Origin of the sequence: Roseinatronobacter sp., assembly GCF_051859525.1 — a bacterium.
Lineage (GTDB): Bacteria > Pseudomonadota > Alphaproteobacteria > Rhodobacterales > Rhodobacteraceae > Roseinatronobacter.
In genome coordinates this window covers 128,613-148,169 of sequence record NZ_JBHYFM010000001.1, presented here as the reverse complement: position 1 = coordinate 148,169, position 19,557 = coordinate 128,613, and the positions used below count along the sequence as shown (strand labels likewise).

General features: G+C 59.7%; 21 protein-coding genes. 9 read left to right on the top strand and 12 right to left on the bottom strand.

Translation table 11 applies throughout. The features are described from left to right. Positions 1 to 18 precede the first annotated feature (18 nt). The gene (locus ACTIE1_RS00735) at positions 19 to 417 is read right to left on the bottom strand and encodes a MerR family transcriptional regulator (RefSeq protein WP_439560289.1); all 399 of its coding nucleotides are present in this window, start codon (positions 415 to 417) and stop codon (positions 19 to 21) included. Positions 418 to 528: 111 nt separating this feature from the next. Beyond that, entirely contained in the window at positions 529 to 909 is a 381-nt protein-coding gene (locus tag ACTIE1_RS00730; protein WP_439560290.1) for a MerR family transcriptional regulator, read from the bottom strand. Positions 910 to 1,037: 128 nt separating this feature from the next. Here ACTIE1_RS00730 and ACTIE1_RS00725 point away from each other — a divergent pair, with 128 nt between their 5' ends. Genes ACTIE1_RS00725 through ACTIE1_RS00715 form a run of 3 tightly spaced genes read left to right on the top strand, consistent with a single transcriptional unit; the run spans position 1,038 to position 3,314 of the window. Then, positions 1,038 to 1,463 (top strand): PaaI family thioesterase, encoded by a 426-nt coding sequence (locus ACTIE1_RS00725; protein ID WP_439560291.1) that lies wholly within the window; start codon positions 1,038 to 1,040, stop codon positions 1,461 to 1,463. After that, a complete protein-coding gene (locus ACTIE1_RS00720) occupies positions 1,460 to 1,978 on the top strand; it encodes a PaaI family thioesterase (protein ID WP_439560292.1) in 519 nt (172 codons plus the stop codon). Before ACTIE1_RS00725 ends, ACTIE1_RS00720 begins: the two co-directional genes overlap by 4 nt. Position 1,979: 1 nt before the next feature. Continuing rightward, complete coding sequence (locus tag ACTIE1_RS00715; protein WP_439560293.1) at positions 1,980 to 3,314, top strand: MATE family efflux transporter; 1,335 nt, start codon at positions 1,980 to 1,982, stop codon at positions 3,312 to 3,314. Between the two features lie 20 nt (positions 3,315 to 3,334). On the opposite strand, the gene ACTIE1_RS00710 is transcribed toward ACTIE1_RS00715, so the two are convergent. The 4 genes from ACTIE1_RS00710 to ACTIE1_RS00695 form a co-directional block, all read right to left on the bottom strand. Beyond that, a complete protein-coding gene (locus ACTIE1_RS00710) occupies positions 3,335 to 4,393 on the bottom strand; it encodes a quinone-dependent dihydroorotate dehydrogenase (protein WP_439560294.1) in 1,059 nt (352 codons plus the stop codon). Next, the gene (locus ACTIE1_RS00705) at positions 4,390 to 4,728 is read right to left on the bottom strand and encodes a DUF952 domain-containing protein (RefSeq protein ID WP_439560295.1); all 339 of its coding nucleotides are present in this window, start codon (positions 4,726 to 4,728) and stop codon (positions 4,390 to 4,392) included. Before ACTIE1_RS00705 ends, ACTIE1_RS00710 begins: the two co-directional genes overlap by 4 nt. A gap of 39 nt (positions 4,729 to 4,767) precedes the next feature. Beyond that, on the bottom strand, positions 4,768 to 5,223 hold the full coding sequence (locus ACTIE1_RS00700; protein WP_439560296.1) for an Lrp/AsnC family transcriptional regulator: 456 nt from the start codon (positions 5,221 to 5,223) through the stop codon (positions 4,768 to 4,770). Positions 5,224 to 5,305: 82 nt separating this feature from the next. Beyond that, positions 5,306 to 5,764 (bottom strand): Lrp/AsnC family transcriptional regulator, encoded by a 459-nt coding sequence (locus tag ACTIE1_RS00695; protein ID WP_439560297.1) that lies wholly within the window; start codon positions 5,762 to 5,764, stop codon positions 5,306 to 5,308. Between the two features lie 140 nt (positions 5,765 to 5,904). Here ACTIE1_RS00695 and ilvC point away from each other — a divergent pair, with 140 nt between their 5' ends. Beyond that, positions 5,905 to 6,927 carry a ketol-acid reductoisomerase gene (gene ilvC, locus ACTIE1_RS00690; protein ID WP_439560298.1) on the top strand — a complete coding sequence of 341 codons (1,023 nt, stop codon included), beginning with the start codon at positions 5,905 to 5,907 and terminating at the stop codon, positions 6,925 to 6,927. 56 nt (positions 6,928 to 6,983) lie between these two features. On the opposite strand, the gene ACTIE1_RS00685 is transcribed toward ilvC, so the two are convergent. After that, positions 6,984 to 7,484, bottom strand: a complete 501-nt coding sequence (locus ACTIE1_RS00685) for a hypothetical protein (RefSeq protein ID WP_439560299.1) — start codon at positions 7,482 to 7,484, stop codon at positions 6,984 to 6,986. Between the two features lie 197 nt (positions 7,485 to 7,681). On the opposite strand from ACTIE1_RS00685, the gene ACTIE1_RS00680 reads away from it, so the two are divergent. Next, positions 7,682 to 8,584 (top strand): DMT family transporter, encoded by a 903-nt coding sequence (locus ACTIE1_RS00680; RefSeq protein ID WP_439560300.1) that lies wholly within the window; start codon positions 7,682 to 7,684, stop codon positions 8,582 to 8,584. A gap of 177 nt (positions 8,585 to 8,761) precedes the next feature. Here the strand turns inward: ACTIE1_RS00680 and ACTIE1_RS00675 are convergent, their stop codons facing one another. The 5 genes from ACTIE1_RS00675 to ACTIE1_RS00655 form a co-directional block, all read right to left on the bottom strand. Beyond that, the gene (locus ACTIE1_RS00675) at positions 8,762 to 9,577 is read right to left on the bottom strand and encodes an SPOR domain-containing protein (RefSeq protein ID WP_439560301.1); all 816 of its coding nucleotides are present in this window, start codon (positions 9,575 to 9,577) and stop codon (positions 8,762 to 8,764) included. A gap of 76 nt (positions 9,578 to 9,653) precedes the next feature. Continuing rightward, a complete protein-coding gene (gene upp, locus ACTIE1_RS00670) occupies positions 9,654 to 10,289 on the bottom strand; it encodes a uracil phosphoribosyltransferase (RefSeq protein ID WP_439560302.1) in 636 nt (211 codons plus the stop codon). Continuing rightward, positions 10,271 to 11,284, bottom strand: a complete 1,014-nt coding sequence (locus ACTIE1_RS00665) for an adenosine deaminase (protein WP_439560303.1) — start codon at positions 11,282 to 11,284, stop codon at positions 10,271 to 10,273. Before ACTIE1_RS00665 ends, upp begins: the two co-directional genes overlap by 19 nt. Further along, positions 11,281 to 12,483: a phosphopentomutase gene (locus tag ACTIE1_RS00660; RefSeq protein ID WP_439560304.1), complete on the bottom strand. Its 1,203-nt coding sequence runs from the start codon at positions 12,481 to 12,483 to the stop codon at positions 11,281 to 11,283. The genes ACTIE1_RS00665 and ACTIE1_RS00660 overlap by 4 nt, the downstream gene beginning before the upstream one ends. Further along, the gene (locus tag ACTIE1_RS00655) at positions 12,483 to 12,935 is read right to left on the bottom strand and encodes a cytidine deaminase (RefSeq protein WP_439560305.1); all 453 of its coding nucleotides are present in this window, start codon (positions 12,933 to 12,935) and stop codon (positions 12,483 to 12,485) included. Before ACTIE1_RS00655 ends, ACTIE1_RS00660 begins: the two co-directional genes overlap by 1 nt. A 119-nt stretch (positions 12,936 to 13,054) precedes the next feature. Here ACTIE1_RS00655 and ACTIE1_RS00650 point away from each other — a divergent pair, with 119 nt between their 5' ends. The 4 genes from ACTIE1_RS00650 to ACTIE1_RS00635 all read left to right on the top strand — a co-directional run bounded on the left by ACTIE1_RS00650 (position 13,055) and on the right by ACTIE1_RS00635 (position 19,539). Further along, positions 13,055 to 15,334: an NADP-dependent malic enzyme gene (locus tag ACTIE1_RS00650; RefSeq protein WP_439560306.1), complete on the top strand. Its 2,280-nt coding sequence runs from the start codon at positions 13,055 to 13,057 to the stop codon at positions 15,332 to 15,334. 201 nt (positions 15,335 to 15,535) lie between these two features. Beyond that, positions 15,536 to 17,428 carry a propionate-CoA ligase PrpE gene (prpE, locus tag ACTIE1_RS00645; RefSeq protein ID WP_439560307.1) on the top strand — a complete coding sequence of 631 codons (1,893 nt, stop codon included), beginning with the start codon at positions 15,536 to 15,538 and terminating at the stop codon, positions 17,426 to 17,428. A gap of 341 nt (positions 17,429 to 17,769) precedes the next feature. After that, the gene (locus tag ACTIE1_RS00640; RefSeq protein WP_439560308.1) at positions 17,770 to 18,129 is read left to right on the top strand and encodes an Hpt domain-containing protein; all 360 of its coding nucleotides are present in this window, start codon (positions 17,770 to 17,772) and stop codon (positions 18,127 to 18,129) included. Positions 18,130 to 18,141: 12 nt separating this feature from the next. Further along, positions 18,142 to 19,539, top strand: a complete 1,398-nt coding sequence (locus ACTIE1_RS00635) for a sigma-54-dependent transcriptional regulator (protein ID WP_439563219.1) — start codon at positions 18,142 to 18,144, stop codon at positions 19,537 to 19,539. The last annotated feature ends 18 nt before the right edge of the window (positions 19,540 to 19,557 follow it).

Here is a 19,557-nt window from a genome sequence, read left to right as displayed (position 1 = left end):
GCACTGAAACCATGTAGATTATTCGGCAGCGGCAGGCTTGTCGGACTGGCGCAGGACAGATTCGCCCCATGCCAGCTCTTTCTTCAAATCAATGATGGCTTCTGTCAGTTCATCGCGCTGGCGCTCCATATCGGCCAGCCGCTCCAGCGCGATTTCATAGGTTTTGCGCAACTGCTTCAATTCGCTGTCGTCGCGTTCATACATATTCAGAAGCTGGCGGATATCTTCCAGACTGAACCCGAACCGCTTGCCACGCAGTATCAGCTTCAGGCGGGCCTGATCGCGGCGCGTGAACAGCCGGTGCTGCCCGTCGCGCCGGGGATATAACAGTTCTTTCGCTTCATAAAAACGAAGTGTGCGCGGTGTTACACCGAACGCATCGCACATCTGTCTGATTGTTTTCACGTCTTCCGACATGATTACCCCCTTTCGAAAACTGCGCGCCTTGCGACCCGCGGCCATACAGGGGAAGATATGCAGGTTGACGTGAAGGTAAAGTTAAACGCAACGTCAGAAAGTCAGGTTACGTCACGTTCCGTCACGTTCCAGCAGTCGGGCGGCATCTGCACGCAGCTTTTGCAAATCGCTGATCGTTTGTTCCAACTCGACCGCTTGATCGTGCAGCGCGACAAGTTGGCGGTCCGCCATTTTCAACCAGGCCAGCAACTGGGTTTCAGTTCCTGATTCTTCATAAATTTCCAGCCATTGGCGAATTTCTTCCAGGCTGAACCCGAACCGCCGCCCGCGCATGATAAGTGTCATTCTGGCGACTTCGCGCGGGGTATAAAACCGGTTGCGCCCTTCTTTTTCCGGGGACAGAAGTTCGATATATTCGTAATATCGCAGGGTGCGCGGTGTGACGTCGAACTTCGCACACATCTGCTTGAACCCCAGTCTGGTCTCGGTCAATTTGCATGCTCCCCCTGAATCAAGCACCATGCTACGCGGAGCCTCGCATTGATGCAATTCCCCACAGCCCCTTGCCATTTATGCAATATAGGGCACAGATAGAATTCCCATAATCGCCAGAGGTTCCCATGTCGTCACCAGATCCGCAAAGTTTTATCTCGGCCCTGCCCTTTGCGCGCGCGCTGGGAATGCAACTGGAAGCCATCGACGCGGGTGAGGCGCAGATATCCATGGGCTGGGATGCCCGTTTCGTGGGCGATCCCGCCACAGGGGTCATTCATGGCGGGGCAGTATCGGCGTTGATGGATACATGCGGGGGGGCCGCGGTCATGTCCTATCCGGGCGCGACCACAACCGCGACCATTGACCTGCGCATTGACTACATGCGCGCGGCAACACCGGGACAACGCATAACGGCGCGCGCCATTTGCTACCATGTGACGCGCAATGTGGCCTTTGTGCGCGCCACCGCCCATGACGAGGACGACCTGAACCCTGTCGCCACAGCCGCAGGCGCATTCACATTCGATCGCGCGCAGAAGGTGCCGGAATGAAGCGCCCCGAACCCGTACAACAGATAAAATACCGCCGTGACACCGCGCTTCAGACCTTGGTGGGGGCGATTCCCTATGCGCAATTCCTTGGCATCCGGTTTGAACGCCACGGCGACGAACTGACTGCGGTGCTGCCCTATGATGACAGCCTGATCGGCAACCCCATCCTGCCCGCGCTGCATGGCGGTGTCATCGCGTCATTTCTGGAAATGGCCGCCATTGTCGAATTAAGCTGGGCCATGCTGTGGGAGGAGCTGGAATCAGGCCGCCTGAGCGCGGAAAGCATGGCGCAAGACATGCCACGCCTGCCAAAAACCATTGATTTCACAATAGATTACCTCCGTACGGGCCTGCCGCGCGATGCCTATGCGCGCGCACGCGTGAACCGTTCGGGGCGGCGCTATGCCAGTGTCCATGTCGAGGCGTGGCAGGACAACCGCGCAAGGCTGTTTGCGCAGGCGACCGGCCATTTCCTGATGCCGCAACCGCCGCAAGGCGCAGCCGGCAGGGGATAACATGTCCACCCCGATGACCGCGCCGCAGGCTGTGACGAACAGGCGCGTTCTGCGCATTGCCGTGCCGATTGTTCTGGCCAATATCTCGGTCCCGCTGCTGGGCGCGGTGGATACCGGCGTGGTGGGCCAGATGGGCGCGGCCGCACCCATTGGCGCCGTCGGGCTGGGGGCCGTTATTCTGGCGTCGATCTTCTGGATTTTCGGTTTTCTGCGCATGGGAACCACGGGCCTTGTCGCGCAGGCCAGCGGGGCGGGCGATCTGGCCGAAAGCGGCGCAGTGCTAACGCGCGGCATCATGCTGGGGCTTGCCGCCGGTGTGGCAATGGTTGCAGCGCAGGCGCTGATTATGGCCGCCGCCTTTCGCATTGCGCCCGCAAGCGACGCGGTCGAGGCGCTGGCGCGGGATTATCTGGCAATCCGTATCTGGGGGGCGCCGGCGACAATCGCACTTTTTGCCGTGAATGGCTGGTTGATCGGTACGGAACGAACTCGCTCGGTGCTGGTGCTGCAATTATGGATGAACGGGCTGAACATCGCGCTGGATCTGTGGTTCGTTCTGGGGCTTGGCTGGGGGGTGCAGGGTGTGGCCATTGCCACATTGATTGCCGAAGCCACATCACTGGTGCTGGGCCTGTACCTGTGTCGTGCGGCGTTTTCGGGCGCGCAATGGCGGGATTGGGCACGGGTATTCAACCGCGTGCGCCTGAAACGTATGTGGGCGGTCAATTCAGACATCATGGTACGCACCATTGCCTTGCAAGGCGCGATGACCGGATTCATGTTCATGTCGGCCGGGTTCGGGGATGTCGAACTGGCTGCAAATCAGGTTTTGTGGCAGTTCCTGATGCTGACGGCATTCGCGCTGGACGGGTTTGCCTTCGCGGCAGAAGCGATGGTTGGCCACGCGGCGGGGGCGCGGTCCGTCACCGTCATGCGACAGGCTGCGCTGCGCGCGTCCGTCTGGGCGGTCGGGGCCGCGCTTGTGCTGGCCTTGGGGTTCTGGGTGCTGGGACCGTTTGCGATTGACCTGATGGCCAAGGACGCAGGCGTTCAGGCCACCGCGCGCATATTCCTGCCCTATGTTGTCGCCCTTTGCGTGCTGGGGGTCGGGGCCTATATGATGGATGGCATTTTCATTGGCGCAACCGGCACCCGCGAGATGCGCAATACGGTCGTTCTGGCCGTTGCAGTCTATGCCGTCATAATCTGGTGGGCCGTGCCGGTCTGGGGCAATCACGCGCTTTGGGTGGCCCTGATGGTGCTGAATATTCTGCGAGGTGTGCTTCTGGCCGCGCTATACCCAAGGCTGGAGCAGCGCCTGAGAGCGGATGCTTGAGTATTTTTGGCAAGATGAAATCACAGCCATTTGTCCCGATCAGTGCCCACAGCATCTGCCAGATTTGCGAAACCGTCACGTTCCAGCAACCCGATCAGGCCGTGATTGATCCGCGACACCAGTGACAGACCTTCATAGACAAGCGCCGAATACAGTTGCACGGCGCTGGCCCCGGCCCTGATTTTCGCATAGGCCTGCTGCGCCGAGGACACACCGCCCACGCCAATCAATGGCAGTTTTCCATCCGTCAGCTGCGACAGCCGCGCCAGAACGCGCGTGGATTTTTCAAACAGCGGCGCGCCGGACAAGCCGCCGGCTTCCTGCGCCTGCGCACTGCGCAACCCGTCACGCGACAGGGTGGTGTTGGTGGCAATGATCCCGTCAATTCCGGCCGACATCGCGACCTGTGCAATATCAGCCAGATCCTGCCCCGACAGGTCCGGCGCGATCTTCAGGAAAACCGGAATCGGGCGCGGCAACTCCGCGCGCGCGGCCATGACGCCCGCCAGAAGTGCCGTCAACGCATCTGCACCCTGCAAATCCCGCAGCCTTTCGGTATTGGGCGAGGAGACATTGACCGTGGCGAAATCGATATGCGCCCCCGTCACGCGCAACACAGTCGCGAAATCTTCTGCGCGGTCGCTGCTGTCCTTGTTCGCCCCGAGGTTCAACCCCAGAACCATGCCATCTGGTCGCTGCGCCAGTCGCGCGGCGATGGCCTGTGCCCCCTCATTGTTGAACCCGAAGCGGTTGATCACGGCGCGGTCCTGCGTCAGGCGGAACAAGCGCGGGCGGGCGTTGCCCTGTTGCGCACGCGGCGTCGCGGCCCCCACCTCCAGAAAGCCGAAGCCCGCGCGCGACAGCCCCTTTAGTGCGGTCGCGTTCTTGTCGAACCCTGCCGCCAGCCCGACAGGATTGGGCAGGTCCAGCCCCGCAACCTGCGTTTGCAATATGGGCGACACCACAGCGCGCGGCATCGGCACAAGCCCAGACTGAAGCGCGCGGATCGCCAGACCATGCGCCGTTTCGGGGTCAAACCCGCGCAAAAGCGCCAGACCCGCAGGTTCAAGGATGTTCATACTAACCCTTTCGGAAAAATATGACCGGCGGCGCCAAGCGGCAGGGACGTGTCCCAAAGCACGTCTGTGCTGCGCAATTTCCGGTACAGATGTGGAAACAGATCCCCACCGCGTGAAGGTTCCCATTTCAGGTCCGCGCCCAGATCCTGATCATCGACCGCGATCAGGACCAGATCACTTTCCTGCGCGAAATGCTTCGCAGCCGTTTCCATGACCTGCGCAGCCGTCGAGAAATGGATATAGCCATCATTCAGGTCCACGGGGGCACCCGATGTATAGCCCTGTGCAACCATGTCATCCCATTCCGGGCGGCGGAATATTTTATAAATCAGCATAGGCCGGTCTTGCCCAATACGCGCGCCAAGGTCAATTCCCTACAGCGGACCGGGCAGCCGTTCTTCGCTAAGCAGCACATTGGCGTCCACGGCCCCGATGCCCGGAAGGGTCATGACACGGCGGCGCAGGATGCGTTCAAAATCCGACAGGTCGCGCGCGACCACGCGCAACCGGTAATCATAAAGGCCAAGCACATGCTGCACGGTCTGCACTTCGGGGATGGCGGCGACTGCGCGTTCAAAATCCGCGAGTGAGACACGCCCCTTGGCGGCCAGACTGATACCCAGAAATACCGTCACCCCGAACCCCAGCGCAGCCACATCCAGATCAAGGCGCTGGCGTGCGATCGCGCCCGCATCGCGCAACCGCTTTTGCCGGCGCCATGTTGCAGGCTGGCTTAGACCCAGTTTTTGCCCAAGCGCACCCGCGCTTTGGGTGCTGTCCAACGCCATGGCGCGCAGCAGGGCGCGGTCTGTGTCGTCAAGTTCGATCATGGTGCAATGCGGGCAAAAGGGGCGCTGCCCCTCTGGGCCCTGCGGCCCCATTCACCCCGGAGTATTTGGTGCAAGATGAAGATCATATCGGCACGCTTTCGTCAGATTTGATGTCGGACAGATGCATCAGCGCCTCCAGGTCGGAAATATGCGGCAGGGTCAGAATCCGGTCACGGTAGATTTCCTGATAATGCACCATGTCGCGGGCAATGACATTCAGCCGCACATCGACACGGCCAAGAAAACTCTGGATTTCGAGCACTTCGGGGACGTGGCGTGCGGCAGCAATGAATTCATCGAAAGCGCGCGGGTTGGTCTTGTCCAGCGTGATGCGCAAGCTGACCTCGACCTGCCAGCCCAGCGCGCGCCAGTCGATAACCGCCTGCTGCCCGCGCAAAATGCCTGCATTGCGCAGCTTGTCCAGCCTGCGCCAGCAGGTGGCTTCTGTCATCCCCGCGCGTGCCGCAAGTTGTGCGGTGCTGGCATCGGGGGCGGCCATAAGATGGCGCAGCAGGCGGCGGTCACTGTCATCTATGCGCATAATTATTTCACTATTTCTGCATTTACGAATTATTACTGCCATATAATGCAGTTATACGCGAGATATGAAACGCATTTTGTGGCAAAACCCTTATGATCCGCGCAGAGAAGACACACACATACCCAAACGGAGGAAGTATCATGCGCGTCTATTATGATCGCGATTGCGATGTGAACCTGATCAAGGACAAGAAAGTCGCCATTCTGGGCTATGGCAGCCAGGGCCATGCGCATGCGCTGAACCTGCGCGACAGCGGCGCGAAAAACATTGTTGTGGCCCTGCGCGAAGGGTCCGCCAGCGCCAAGAAATGCGAAGCCGAAGGGCTGAAGGTGATGGGCATTGCCGAAGCTGCCGCCTGGTGTGATGTGATCATGTTCACCATGCCTGACGAGTTGCAGGCCGAAACCTACAAGAAATATGTGCATGACAACCTGCGCGACGGGGCGGCGATCGCCTTTGCGCATGGTCTGAACGTGCATTTCGGCCTGATCGAGCCGAAACCCGGTGTCGATGTCATCATGATGGCGCCCAAAGGCCCCGGCCACACAGTCCGCGGCGAATACACCAAAGGCGGCGGCGTGCCCTGCCTTGTGGCGGTGCATCAGGATGCAACCGGCAAGGCAATGGAAATCGGCCTGTCCTATTGCTCGGCCATTGGTGGCGGGCGTTCGGGCATTATTGAAACGAATTTCCGTCAGGAATGCGAAACCGACCTGTTCGGCGAACAAGCCGTTCTGTGTGGTGGTCTGGTCGAGCTGATCCGCATGGGCTTCGAGACGCTGGTCGAGGCAGGCTATGAGCCAGAGATGGCGTATTTCGAATGCCTGCACGAAGTGAAGCTGATTGTGGACCTGATCTATGAAGGCGGTATCGCCAACATGAACTATTCGATCAGCAACACGGCCGAGTATGGCGAATATGTCAGCGGCCCGCGCATTCTGCCTTATGAGGAAACGAAAGCCCGCATGAAGGCCGTTCTGACTGACATCCAGCAAGGCAAATTCGTGCGCGACTTCATGGCAGAAAACGCCGTTGGCCAGCCCTTCTTCAAGGCCACACGCCGGATCAATGACGAACACCAGATCGAACAGGTCGGTGCGAAACTGCGCGCCATGATGCCCTGGATCGGCGCGTCCAAAATGGTCGACAAGGACCGCAACTAAGCACTGTCTGACAGCTCATTCCTGCCCCCGCCCTGTTCAGGATGGGGGCACATTATTCAACTGCGCGCGTCGTTATACATATCGAACAGGGTTTGCGCCGCAGGCATATCATCGGGGCGCGGCAACGAACGTGACGCCAGTTCCTGTTCGATGATGTGGTAGTAATCGATGCGTTGCAGGGCCTGCGACCATTGCTGCGCCTGCAGATGGGTGGTGAACTGGTCGTAGCGCAAGTGAACGGAGGCTAGAAGCTGTGCCTCTGTCTGGTTGGCGTAGGTCGTGGTCCATTGCGCCAGCTGATCTGCCGAGAGGCGCTGGAGGGCGTAACCCGACCCGTCTGTTTCAGGGGCGTCTGTTTCAGAATCCTGCGAGAGGAAGAACCGCAGGCTGCCTTGGGTGGCGTTGGCCAGATCAACGCTGCCTTGCCCGATCTGGCCCACGGAAAAGGCACCCAAACCCAGAACTGCCGCCGACAGAACCACCCATTCCACCGACACAGCGCCGGCGTCGCTGGCCCAGAACCCCTTGGTATCAGCAGGCTTTTTGCGGATATGCATAGTGTCGAACGCCCCCACCCTGACCATTACAATCGTATCGCACCCTGATACAGGCTTGGTCCTAAACAGAAATTCAGGCAATTTTGCGACTTCTGCGCAGTTTGAATGCAGGTATTTACCATGTTCGAGACTGGACATCCTTGTAACTGCGGCGCATCACTACACATGTTCAAGACCCTGCATCCAAAGGCCCCGACATGCCCAGCACCCCGACCTTGTCCAACTGGATATCCCTGATCACCCTTGGCCTGATCTGGGGGGCTTCATTTCTGGGAATCGCCATCGCACTTGAGGGGTTTGCGCCGCTTTGGGTGGCTGCGGGGCGCATTGTGATCGGCGCGCTGACACTGACCGCGACCGCTGCGATTCTGGGCATCCGCATCCCGTTTCAGCGCGATATCCTGCTCTTTGCGGCCGCGATGGGGGTGTTTTCAAGCGCGCTGCCGTTCTTTTTGCTAAGCTGGTCACAGCAGCATGTGACATCGGGGTTCGCGGGTATCAGCATGGCGGCCATTCCACTTTTTGTGCTTGGGTTTGCGCATTTTCTGGTGCCCGGTGAACAATTAAGCAATGCCAAAGCTGGCGGCTTCATTCTGGGCCTGCTGGGGGTCGGGGTGCTGATCGGCCCCGGTGTTCTGGCCTTTACCGGATCGGAACTGGAAACACTGGCGCGGCTGGGCTGTCTTGCTGCGGCACTAAGTTATGCGGTGGGGTCGATCGTGACGCGCCGCTGTCCGGATGTGCACCCAATGGCATTCGGCGTGCTGGCCCTTTGGGTGGCCAGTGCCATCATGCTGCCCGCCGCGTTTGCGCAGGAAGGCATGCCTGCCACGACTGGCGCGCGCCCCGCTCTTGCGCTTCTGTTTCTGGGGCTGTTGCCGACTGGTCTGGCAACATTGCTGAAAATCAGCATCATCCGCAGTGCGGGTCCAAGCTTTCTGGCGCAGGTCAATTATCATGTGCCTGTATGGTCGGTGCTGCTGGGGGTTATGATCCTGTCGGAAAACTTGTCGCTGCGCATTCTGCTGGCACTTGGGATCATCATTTCCGGACTGATGGTCAGCCGCAGCAGGTTCGGCCAACGCAAACAGGCCATCTGACAAACCGCGCTGCGCCCACGTTGCATTGCGGGCGGGCCTGTCGCGTGGCGCGGTCAATGCCTTGGCTGTCCGCGCTAGAGTGTGTCGCGCTCATTCGCATTCACGCGGCATGCTCTAACTTATTGGCTTTGCATGTTCGAGAAGCTCAAACCGGTTCCCACTTTTGGGCAACATGCCCTAGCGGCGAAAAAACGCGTCGTGAAAGCCCATGCCGCGCACAAGCTGCAATGCATGACGCGCCTGATCCGCTTGTGCAAACGGGCCAACAGTCACAACATTCAAACCCGATGCATGATGAATACCGGCTGGCAGACCATGCGCCTGCAAGCGCGCGCGCAAACGTGTCGCATTTTGCGGGACACGAAAACTGCCGACCTGCAAATGGGTGCCATGCTGGCGCGCCACTGGCTGCGCAGGGGCCGGGATGACAGTGTTGGGTGGCAGCGCAACAGGGCCGTGATGGACGGTATTCAGGCCCAAGCCTTCGGGGAACTGGTCCGGCTGGGCAACGCACAGGACCATCAGGCGCGCATCACTGGTGCGCACAACCTGTCCGAAGGGCGCATTCAGCGGGCAATCGGGGTGGCGTCCGGACGCATCGGCCTGACGGGGCATTGCGACACGGCGCGGCGCGGCGCGGCGCGGGGCCGCAACACTGCGCGCTGGCTCTTTGCCTGCTGCGACAGCGGCTGCGCTTGGCAACGGACCGGATGGCTGCTGCACAGGCTGGATACTGGGGGTGGGCTGGGCGGCCACGACGGTCGGGGTTGCGTCACATACGGGCTGGCGGTCCGCACCGAAACGCGGCACCCAGGTCACGGCCCCGCCAAAAGTGGACCGCAAGAACGCACAACCACGACTGTCCACAAACTCGCGCGCGTCATAATCCGCTGGTGGCATTTCTGCCGGACCGGACCCGTTGGTCTGCGCGACCACACCGGATATCAGGGACATGGAAAATAAGGTCGTAAATGCAAATGTTCTTACAGACATGAAACCCCCGCTTCAACCCTTTGACCATGCCCCTTAACTTATTTGAAAGTAAACCCGATTCGGGCCATGGCATGGCTTATGATGTGCCGAATATGCGGTCACCCGCATCCCCTAGTCCCGGCACGATATATCCATGCTCATTCAGGCATTCATCCAGCGCAGCAGTGACGATGCGCACATCGGGGTGCGCGCGCGCCATACATTCCACACCTTCGGGGGCGGCCAGCAGGCATTGAAAGACGACATCCGTGGCCCCTGCGGCCTTGATCAGGTCAATCGCGGCGGCGGCCGAATGGCCTGTTGCCAACATGGGATCGACAACAATAACACGCCGCCCCGCCAGTTCGGGGGGCAGTTTGCAGTAGTATTGCACCGGCCGCAGCGTTGCCTCGTCGCGATACAGGCCAATATAGCCCACGCGCGCGGTCGGCAACACTTCCAGCATGCCGTCCAGAAGCCCGTTCCCCGCCCGCAGAATGGACACCAGAACCGGATCGGGACAATCCAGAACGGGGGCCTGCATTTCGGTGACGGGGGTGGTAATGGTCTGCAGGCGCAGCGGCAGGTCGCGCGTGACCTCATAGGCCAGAAACTGGCTGATTTCGCGCAGCAGGCTGCGAAAATCGCGGCTGGACAATGATTTTTCGCGCATCATCGACAGTTTATGCACGACCAGAGGGTGCTCGATTATGGTCAGGTCGGGGTGGGACATGCTTCCTCCAGTCGGTTTTGTAGCACTGCGCGCGCTGGCGCATCAATAAAGGCCGCATCCAGCGCGATGCGCGCGATGTCGGCAAAATCATCCCTGCCCCAGCCGAAGCAATCTGCAAGCGCGCTATATTCCTGCGTCATGCCGGTGCCGAAGAAGGGCGGGTCATCCGTGGACACTGTGACCTTTACGCCCGCATCGCGCAACTTGGCAACCGGATGATCGTGCAATTTCGGGTAAAGACCCTGTGCGATATTGGAGCGCGGACAGATTTCCAGCACCACACCGCGTTCTGCCAACAGATCCTGCACTGCCCGATCTTCGATCGCGCGCACGCCGTGGCCAATGCGCGACACCCGCAAATCCCGCAATGTGGCGCGTATGGCTTCCGGTCCGGCCCATTCACCTGCATGCGCGGTCAGCCCCAGACCGGCCTCGCGCGCCGCATCATAGGACCAGATGAAATCCTTGGGCTGAAACCGCGCCTCATCCCCCGCCATTCCGAAGCCCGTCACGAACTGGCCCGCCGTTTCCTGTGCACAAATGGCAACCTTGCGCGCCTGTTCGGGGCCATGATGGCGTATGCAGGTCACAATGGCGCGCATGACAATACCGGATTGCGCCTGCGCAGTCTGTGCCGCAGCGTCAATCGCGGCCAGATGGTCGCGCCATGCATTCAAATCGCCGCCGCCACAGAAATCGGGCGACAGGAAACATTCGGTGTAGATGACACCGTGACTGGCGGAATTGTCCAGCACCGCCAATGTCAGGTCGTGAAAATCCTGCGGGGTTTTCAGGGCCGTGCAAACCGCATCATAGGTGGACAGAAAGCCGGCAAAACCCTGCCAGCGATACTGCCCCTGTTCATCGAACACGCGCGACAGGTCGATATGATTGCGTTTCGCGCGGTCGCGGATAAAGGCAGGCGGCGCTGCCCCTTCCAGATGCAGATGCAGTTCCAGCTTCGGGATGGCCGCAAGCGCGTCATGGTCGGTCATGGCAAAAAACTCCGCCCCGGGCCATGGGCGGGCACACCCAGATGCGCGGCAATGCTGGCCGCAACATCAGCAAAGGCACAATGCCCGATCCGGCGCGCCCCATATCCCGCCACCAGCACCGGAACGCGTTCGCGCGTGTGGTCGGTGCCCGGCGCAGTCGGGTCATTTCCGTGATCGGCGGTAATCACCAGCATGTCATCCGCGCGCAGTCGCGCCAGCGCCTGCCCCGCAACCTTGTCGAAGCGTTCCAGCGCCCGCGCATAGCCCGAAACGTCGCGCGTGTGGCCATACAGGGTATCAAATTCCACAAAGTTGCAAAAAGTTAAGGAACCGACTTCTGAACTGTCAATCAATCGCAAAAAATGTTCGAAAAGTGCAATATCCCCGTCGCCCTTATACTTATGCGTTATACCCTGTCCCGAAAAGATATCGTTGATTTTACCCACCGCATGCACCTGCCCGCCTGCGGCCTGAACCCAGTCGCATAGCGTTGGTGCGGGCGGGCGCATGGCAAAATCGCGCCTGTTGGCCGTGCGCGTGAATCCGCCCCGCGGCGTGCCGACAAACGGCCGCGCAATCACGCGCCCCACGCGCATGGCATGCAGCGCCGGGGCCAGATCGGCGCATAACCTGTACAACCGTTCCAGACCGAAACCTGTTTCATGCGCGGCAATCTGGACCACAGAATCGGCAGAGGTGTAGCAGATGGGCCAGCCCGTGCGCAGATGTTCGCCCCCAAGTTCCTGCACAATCGGAATTCCTGCCGCGTGGCAATTGCCCAATATTCCGTCAGTGCCCGCAAACGCGCAAATCTGCGCTACCAGTTCCGGCGGAAAGGCGGGCACATTGCGCGGAAAATACGTCCATGCCCATGGAACCGGAACGCCAGCCAGTTCCCAATGACCGGATGGTGTGTCCTTGCCCAGCGACACTTCTGTCGCGGCACCCCACATTCCCTGCGGGGTGGCGGACAATCCCGGCGTTGCGATACCCGACGCCAGCCGCACCGCAGCCCCCAGCCCCATCGCATCCATCACCGGCACCTGAAGCGCGCCACTGCGCCCCCCCTCGGCCCGCCCTTCGGCGCAGGCGGCAATGACATGTCCCAACGTATTCGCGCCCGCATCGCCGAAATCGGCCGCATCCGGTGCGCCACCGCACCCCACCGAATCCAGCACCACCAGAAAAGCGCGCGCCATCAGGACCTATCCATATGTTGCGGGCCAAATGCGCCGGGCAACAGTTCCGACAGGCGCATGCTGACACACTGCCCGTCCAGTGTCGCCATGGTGACCAGCGTTTGCGCCGTGGCAAATTCTGCAATCTTCTGGCGGCAACCGCCACAAGGGGGCACGGGTGCGGGACTGTCTGCAATGACCAGAATTTCCGCAATTTCCCGCGCGCCGCCTGCAACCATCGCGGCGATTGCACCGGCTTCGGCACACAGCCCTTCGGGATATGCGGCATTTTCAACATTACAGCCCGCGAAAATTCTTCCGTCACCGCTGCGCAACGCCGCACCGACCTGAAAACCGGAATACGGCGCATGGGCCATGTCGCGCAACCTGCGTGCTTCCGCCAAAAGCGTCATATGCCCCCTGAAACGAATAAAATTTGTATCTTTTCGATTTTGCGCCAGCACGCAGCGCATTGCAAGCGACCGATGGCAGCATGATCCCAAACAATGCCACCGCGGCGAAGCGGAAAGCAGAACTTGCCCTTGCTGCAATTTGGTTTAATACTAAACAAAACAATACTCAGGGGACCAACATGACCGACCTGCCATCGGATGACAGCCGCCATCCTGCCCTGATCTATCATGAATATCCGCGCCCGGGTAAGCTGGAAGTGCGCCCGACGAAACCGCTGGCCAACGGGTATGACCTGTCGCGCGCCTATTCCCCCGGCGTGGCCGAGGCCTGTCTGGAAATCAAGGCAAACCCCGAAGATGCCGCCCGCTACACCGCGCGCGGCAATCTGGTGGCAGTGGTCACCAACGGCACGGCCGTTCTGGGCCTTGGCAATATCGGCGCGCTGGCTTCAAAACCCGTGATGGAGGGCAAGGCCGTCCTGTTCAAGAAATTCGCCAATATCGACTGTTTCGATATTGAACTGAACGAGCCGGACCCCGAACGGCTGGCCGATATTGTTTGCGCGCTGGAACCCACCTTCGGCGCGATCAATCTGGAAGATATCAAGGCGCCCGATTGTTTCATCGTGGAACGGATCTGCCGCGAACGTATGGGCATTCCGGTGTTCCATGACGACCAGCACGGCACGGCCATTGTTGTGGGGGCTGCGGCCACAAATGCGTTGCGCGTGGCAGGCAAGGCGTTTGAAGATATCAAGATCGTCAGCACCGGCGGCGGGGCGGCGGGCATTGCCTGCCTGAACATGCTGGTCAAACTGGGCGTGCGGCGCGAAAACATATGGCTGTGCGACATTCACGGGCTGGTCCATGAAGGCCGCGAGCAGGACATGAACCCGCAAAAATCCGCCTTCGCACAAGCCACTGACAAGCGCACGCTGGATGATGTGATTGACGGTGCCGACCTGTTTCTGGGCCTGTCCGGTCCGGGCGCACTGACGCCCGCCCATGTCGCGCGCATGGCCAAACGCCCGATCATTTTCGCACTGGCAAACCCGACACCGGAGATCCTGCCCGATCAGGTGCGCGAAGTGGCACCCGATGCGATTATCGCGACTGGCCGGTCCGACTTTCCCAATCAGGTCAATAACGTGTTGTGCTTTCCGTTCATCTTTCGTGGTGCGCTGGATGTGGGCGCGACGGAAATCAACGATGCCATGCAAATCGGCTGTGTCGAAGGGATTGCCGCGCTTGCACGCGCCACCACCAGCGCCGAAGCGGCAGCCGCCTATAAGGGCGAACAGTTAAGTTTCGGGCCGGATTACCTGATTCCGAAACCGTTTGACCCACGCCTGATGGGCGTTGTGGCCAGTGCGGTGGCCAAGGCGGCGATGGAATCAGGTGTCGCAAAACGCCCGCTGGACGATCTGACCGCCTATAAGGCCACACTTGATGCGTCCGTCTTCCGCTCGGCCATGATCATGCGGCCGGTGTTTGAAGCCGCGCAGGCCGCATCACGGCGCATCGTCTTTGCCGAAGGCGAGGATGAACGCGTCTTGCGTGCCGCATCTGCCATGCTGGAAGAAACCACCGAAGTGCCCATCCTGATCGGGCGGCCAGAGGTGGTGAACATGCGGCTGGAACGCGCGGGCCTGTCCATCAAGCCCGGGCGGGATTTCGAACTGGTCAACCCGCAAGATGACCCGCGCTACCGCGATTACTGGCAAAGCTATCACAGCTTGATGGAACGCAGCGGGGTCACGCCTGATCTGGCGCGCGCCATCTTGCGCACCAACACCACCGCCATCGGGGCGATCATGGTGCACAGGGGGGATGCCGACAGCCTGATTTGCGGGACATTCGGCCAGTTCCTGTGGCATTTGAACTATGTCACCCAGATTCTGGGCAACAAGGACCGCCACCCTGTCGGCGCGCTTAGCCTGATGATCCAGCAAGAAGGCAACCTGTTTATTGCCGACACGCAGGTTCACCCCAACCCGACCCCGCAACAGATTGCAGAAACCGCGATAGGCGCGGCCCGCCATGTGCGCCGCTTCGGGCTGGACCCCAAGATCGCGCTTTGCTCGCACAGCCAGTTCGGCAATCTGGACACGCCTTCGGGGCGCAATATGCGCGCCGCGCTGGACATACTGGACGCGGCCGGTCTGGATTTCGACTATGAAGGGGAAATGCATGTTGACGCGGCGCTGGACCCCGCATTGCGCGCGCGCATGCTGCCAAGCGCACGGTTTTCCGAACCGGCGAATGTTCTGATATTTGCCAATACGGACGCGGCAAGCGGGGTGCGCAATATCCTGAAAATGCGGGGCGGCGCGCTGGAAGTCGGGCCAATCCTGATGGGTATGGGCAACACCGCGCATATTGTCACGCCCTCCATTACACCCCGCGGCCTGCTGAACATGTCGGCGCTGGCAGGCACGCCTGTTTCCATCTACGGATAGGGCCAAAACCGCATCACGGTTTGCAAACCCGCCCCGGAAACCCCGAAAGACGCCCGCAAAGCATCGGATTTGCAAAAATTTGCAAAGCTGACATGCAAATTCTTTCAGGTACACCCGCTATGTTCCCGTTAACAGGATTGCGCGCGCGCAGTCCTGTCGTCTATCTGATGGTCAGTGTTCAGGTTCACGGGAGGGACAGTCATGCGTTACGCCGATTTGCACCAATGGTCGATTTCGGACCCCAACGGGTTCTGGATGGAACAAGCGCAGAAAATCGACTGGGTGCGCCCCCCGTCCAAGGCTTTGTTCGACGACAACGCCCCGCTGTATGAATGGTTCAGGGACGGTTTGGTCAATACCTGCTGGAACGCACTGGACCGCCATGTCGATGCCGGACGCGGTGATCAGATCGCGGTAATCCATGACAGCCCCGTCACCCATTCCAAACGCGAGCTGACATACCGCGAAATGCGCGACCGCGTGGCCAACCTTGCGGGCGCGCTGCGCGCCAAAGGTGTGCAAAAGGGTGACCGCGTCATCATCTATATGCCCATGATCCCCGAAGCGCTGGAGGCAATGCTGGCCTGTGCACGCCTTGGGGCGGTGCATTCGGTTGTGTTTGGCGGGTTTGCGGCCAATGAACTGGCCGTGCGGATCAATGATGCCCAGCCCAAATGCATTATCGCCGCAAGCTGCGGTCTGGAACCCGGGCGTGTGATCCATTACAAACCGCTTCTGGACGGGGCGATTGAACTGGCCACGCACAAGCCCGATTTCTGCGTCATATTCCAGCGTGAACAGGAAGTGGCCAAGCTGACCGACGGGCAGGATTATGACTGGCACGCGTTTCAATATGGCATAGACCCTGCGGCCTGTGTGCCGGTTGAAGGGAACCACCCCGCCTATGTGTTGTATACGTCCGGCACCACCGGCCAGCCCAAAGGGGTTGTGCGCCCGACTGCGGGCCATCTGGTCGCCCTGCAATGGACGATGAAGAATATCTATAATGTCGATCCCGGTGACGTGTTCTGGGCGGCAAGCGATGTGGGTTGGGTCGTGGGGCACAGCTATATCTGCTATGCGCCGCTGATCGCTGGCAACACCACCATCGTGTTTGAAGGCAAGCCTGTCGGCACTCCGGATGCAGGGACATTCTGGCGCGTGATTTCCGAACACAAGGTCAAAAGCTTCTTCACCGCACCAACGGCGTTCCGCGCTGTCAAACGTGAAGACCCCAAGGGCGAATTCATCCGCAAATATGACCTGAGCTGCCTGAAAACTGTTTATCTGGCAGGCGAGCGCGCGGACCCCGACACGATTGAATGGGCACAAGACCAGTTGAAGGTGCCCGTCATCGACCATTGGTGGCAAACCGAATCCGGCTGGCCGATTGCGGCGAACCCGATGGGGGTAGAACCCTTGCCCGTCAAGCTCGGCTCGCCCGCCGTTGCCATGCCGGGATATGACATTCATGTTCTGGATGAGGGGGGGCAGAAGCTTGGTCCCGACACATTGGGCGCAATCGCCATCAAGCTGCCCCTGCCCCCCGGCACATTGCCCACACTGTGGAACGCCGCAGAACGGTTCCGCAAAAGCTATCTGGACCAGTTTCCCGGCTATTATGCCACAGGGGATGCGGGGTATATGGATGCCGATGGCTATGTCTACATCATGGCGCGCACGGATGATGTCATCAATGTCGCCGGACACCGCCTGTCAACCGGCGGCATGGAAGAAGTGCTGTCCAGCCACCCCGATGTTGCAGAATGCGCCGTGATCGGCGTCGCGGATGAATTAAAGGGGCAGTTGCCGCTGGGGTTCCTGTGCCTGAATTCCGGCACAACCCGCGCAAATGCGGATATTGTCGCCGAATGTGTGAAGCTGGTCCGTGACAAGATTGGTCCGGTTGCGGCGTTCAAACTTGCAGTTGTCGTGGATCGACTGCCCAAGACACGGTCAGGCAAGATCTTGCGCGCAACCATGGTCAGCATTGCGGATGGCAAGGAATACAAGATGCCCGCCACGATTGATGATCCCGCGATCCTGCCGGAAATTGCGAACGCGCTGCAAGGTCTGGGCTATCCGAAGGGCTGAACTGTGTCATGCGCGGCCTTGTTGCCGCGCATGATCCACGGCCACCGGAATGAAACCAGCAAGGGAACGCGGCCCACGATCCGCAAGCCCGCCCCCGAATCACGGGGGCGTTGTCATGTGAATTCACGGCGACGCCTTGGCTGAACCGTTTGACGGGCTGTGTGATTTCACAACGCAACAACCCGCTTTTCTGCTGTCGGGGTCAAATTTTATTAATCAATAGGCCATATGCCCTCAAACTTGTATGCTCTCCGTAAGGTTGCAATATGCTGGCTATACTCTAGTAAAGGGATGGGATAAAATTAAAGCAGCGAAAGTTATTTAGCAATTTGGGCAAAATTATGACATCCGAAGTGCTCGACCAAAAAACGTTCCTCGACTTGCTAGAAACTGGTGGCAGTGATGTTGCAGCCGCATTGGCTGAACAGCTTGAACAGGACTTCACGCGCTTGCACAGCGACTTGCAAGCACATCTTCCCTTGGGCACAGCGGTGAACTTTCGTGCTATTCACCTTATCGCGCATGAAATGAAGGGGCTGGCACTGACAGTCGGTGCGCATGTTCTACCGGAAATATCTTTGCGCGCGGAAAAATTGGCGCAAAGTAAGGACAGCGCGGCACTTGCCGCTACATTACCCGATATGGTCGCTGAATGTGATCGTGTTCGAACCGCCTTGTCGCAATGTATCGAGAATATGTAAATGAATGTAAACATGAGTACCCAGTCCACAATGTCCTCGCTTCTGCTTGTCGAAGACACGCCATCCTTGCAGATGCTTTACCGGACAATCCTGCGCAAAGCGGGGTATAACGCCATATGCGCCTCGAATGGTCAGGAGGCGCTGTCGAAATTTACGGAATCAAAACCCGATGTCGTTTTGCTGGACCTTATGCTGCCGGATTCCGATGGCATGGTCGTCATGCGCGAAATGCTGGCCCTTCACCCCAGCACGCGCATTATTGTCATTACCGCAAACGGGTCGGTCAATGCCGCAGTCGAGGCGACGCGCGCAGGCGCACATGACTTTCTGGTCAAGCCCTTGGGTGATATCCGCCTGATAAGTGCTGTCGCCAACGCGCATGCGGAGTGCCAGCGTGATTTGCCCGCTGATGTTTCCAGCAACAGCCAGACCACCGAAGTCATCGACTCGACCTTCCTTGGCCAGTCCGAGGTGATGCAGCACCTGTATGAAAAGATCAGCGCGGTCGCAACGTCCATGGCGCCGGTATTCGTGCTGGGCGAAAGTGGCACCGGCAAGGAACTTTGCGCCCGCGCGGTGCACCTGAAATCGGCGCGATCCAAGAACCGGTTTGTCACATTCAACTGTAGCGCCATCCCGCATGACGCACAGGAAGCGGAACTGTTCGGACAGGCGCAACGCGGTAACGCCCCGTCATCGGGCATCAAGGCAGGCGCATTGGTCAAGGCTGATGCGGGCACCCTGTTTTTGGAAAACATCCATGACATGGCGCCGTCGGTTCAGGCGCGGTTGCTGCATTTCCTGCAAAACGGCACGGCCGCACCCACTGGCGGCGGTGAAGCGGTCAGGGTTGATGTCCGCGTCATTTGCGCTGCAACCCGTGATCCGGCAGAAGAAATGCGCAGTGGCAAGCTGCGCGAGGATCTGTATTACAGGCTGTTCGTCATTCCCATGCATGTCCCGCCCCTGCGCGACCGTGGCGAGGATGTGAACATTCTTGCCCGTCACCTGCTGGTCCAGATCGCACAGGAAGAAGGCAAAACCTTTACCGGCCTGTCCAGCGACACTGCTGCAATCTTCCGCAAGGCACCATGGCGGGGGAATCTGCGTGAACTGGTGAATGTCCTGCGTCTGGCCGTGGTCTTGCATGACGGCCCGACCATTACCCCGCAAATGCTGCCGCCCGAGCTTGTCAGTCATGCCGGTGCTGAAACAGCCATCGCGCAAACCGGCCTGACATCCGGGGCGACCCCCGCTGATGTCCTAAGCGGTATGACCATGGCCGAGATCGAGGAATTGGTCATCACCTCTGCGATCCGGCGCAATGCGGGATCTGCGCCAAAGGCCGCGCGTGAACTGGACATTGCGCCTTCGACGATCTATCGCAAGCGGGAAGCGTGGTCGAATTAACACCTGCCAGCCCCGACG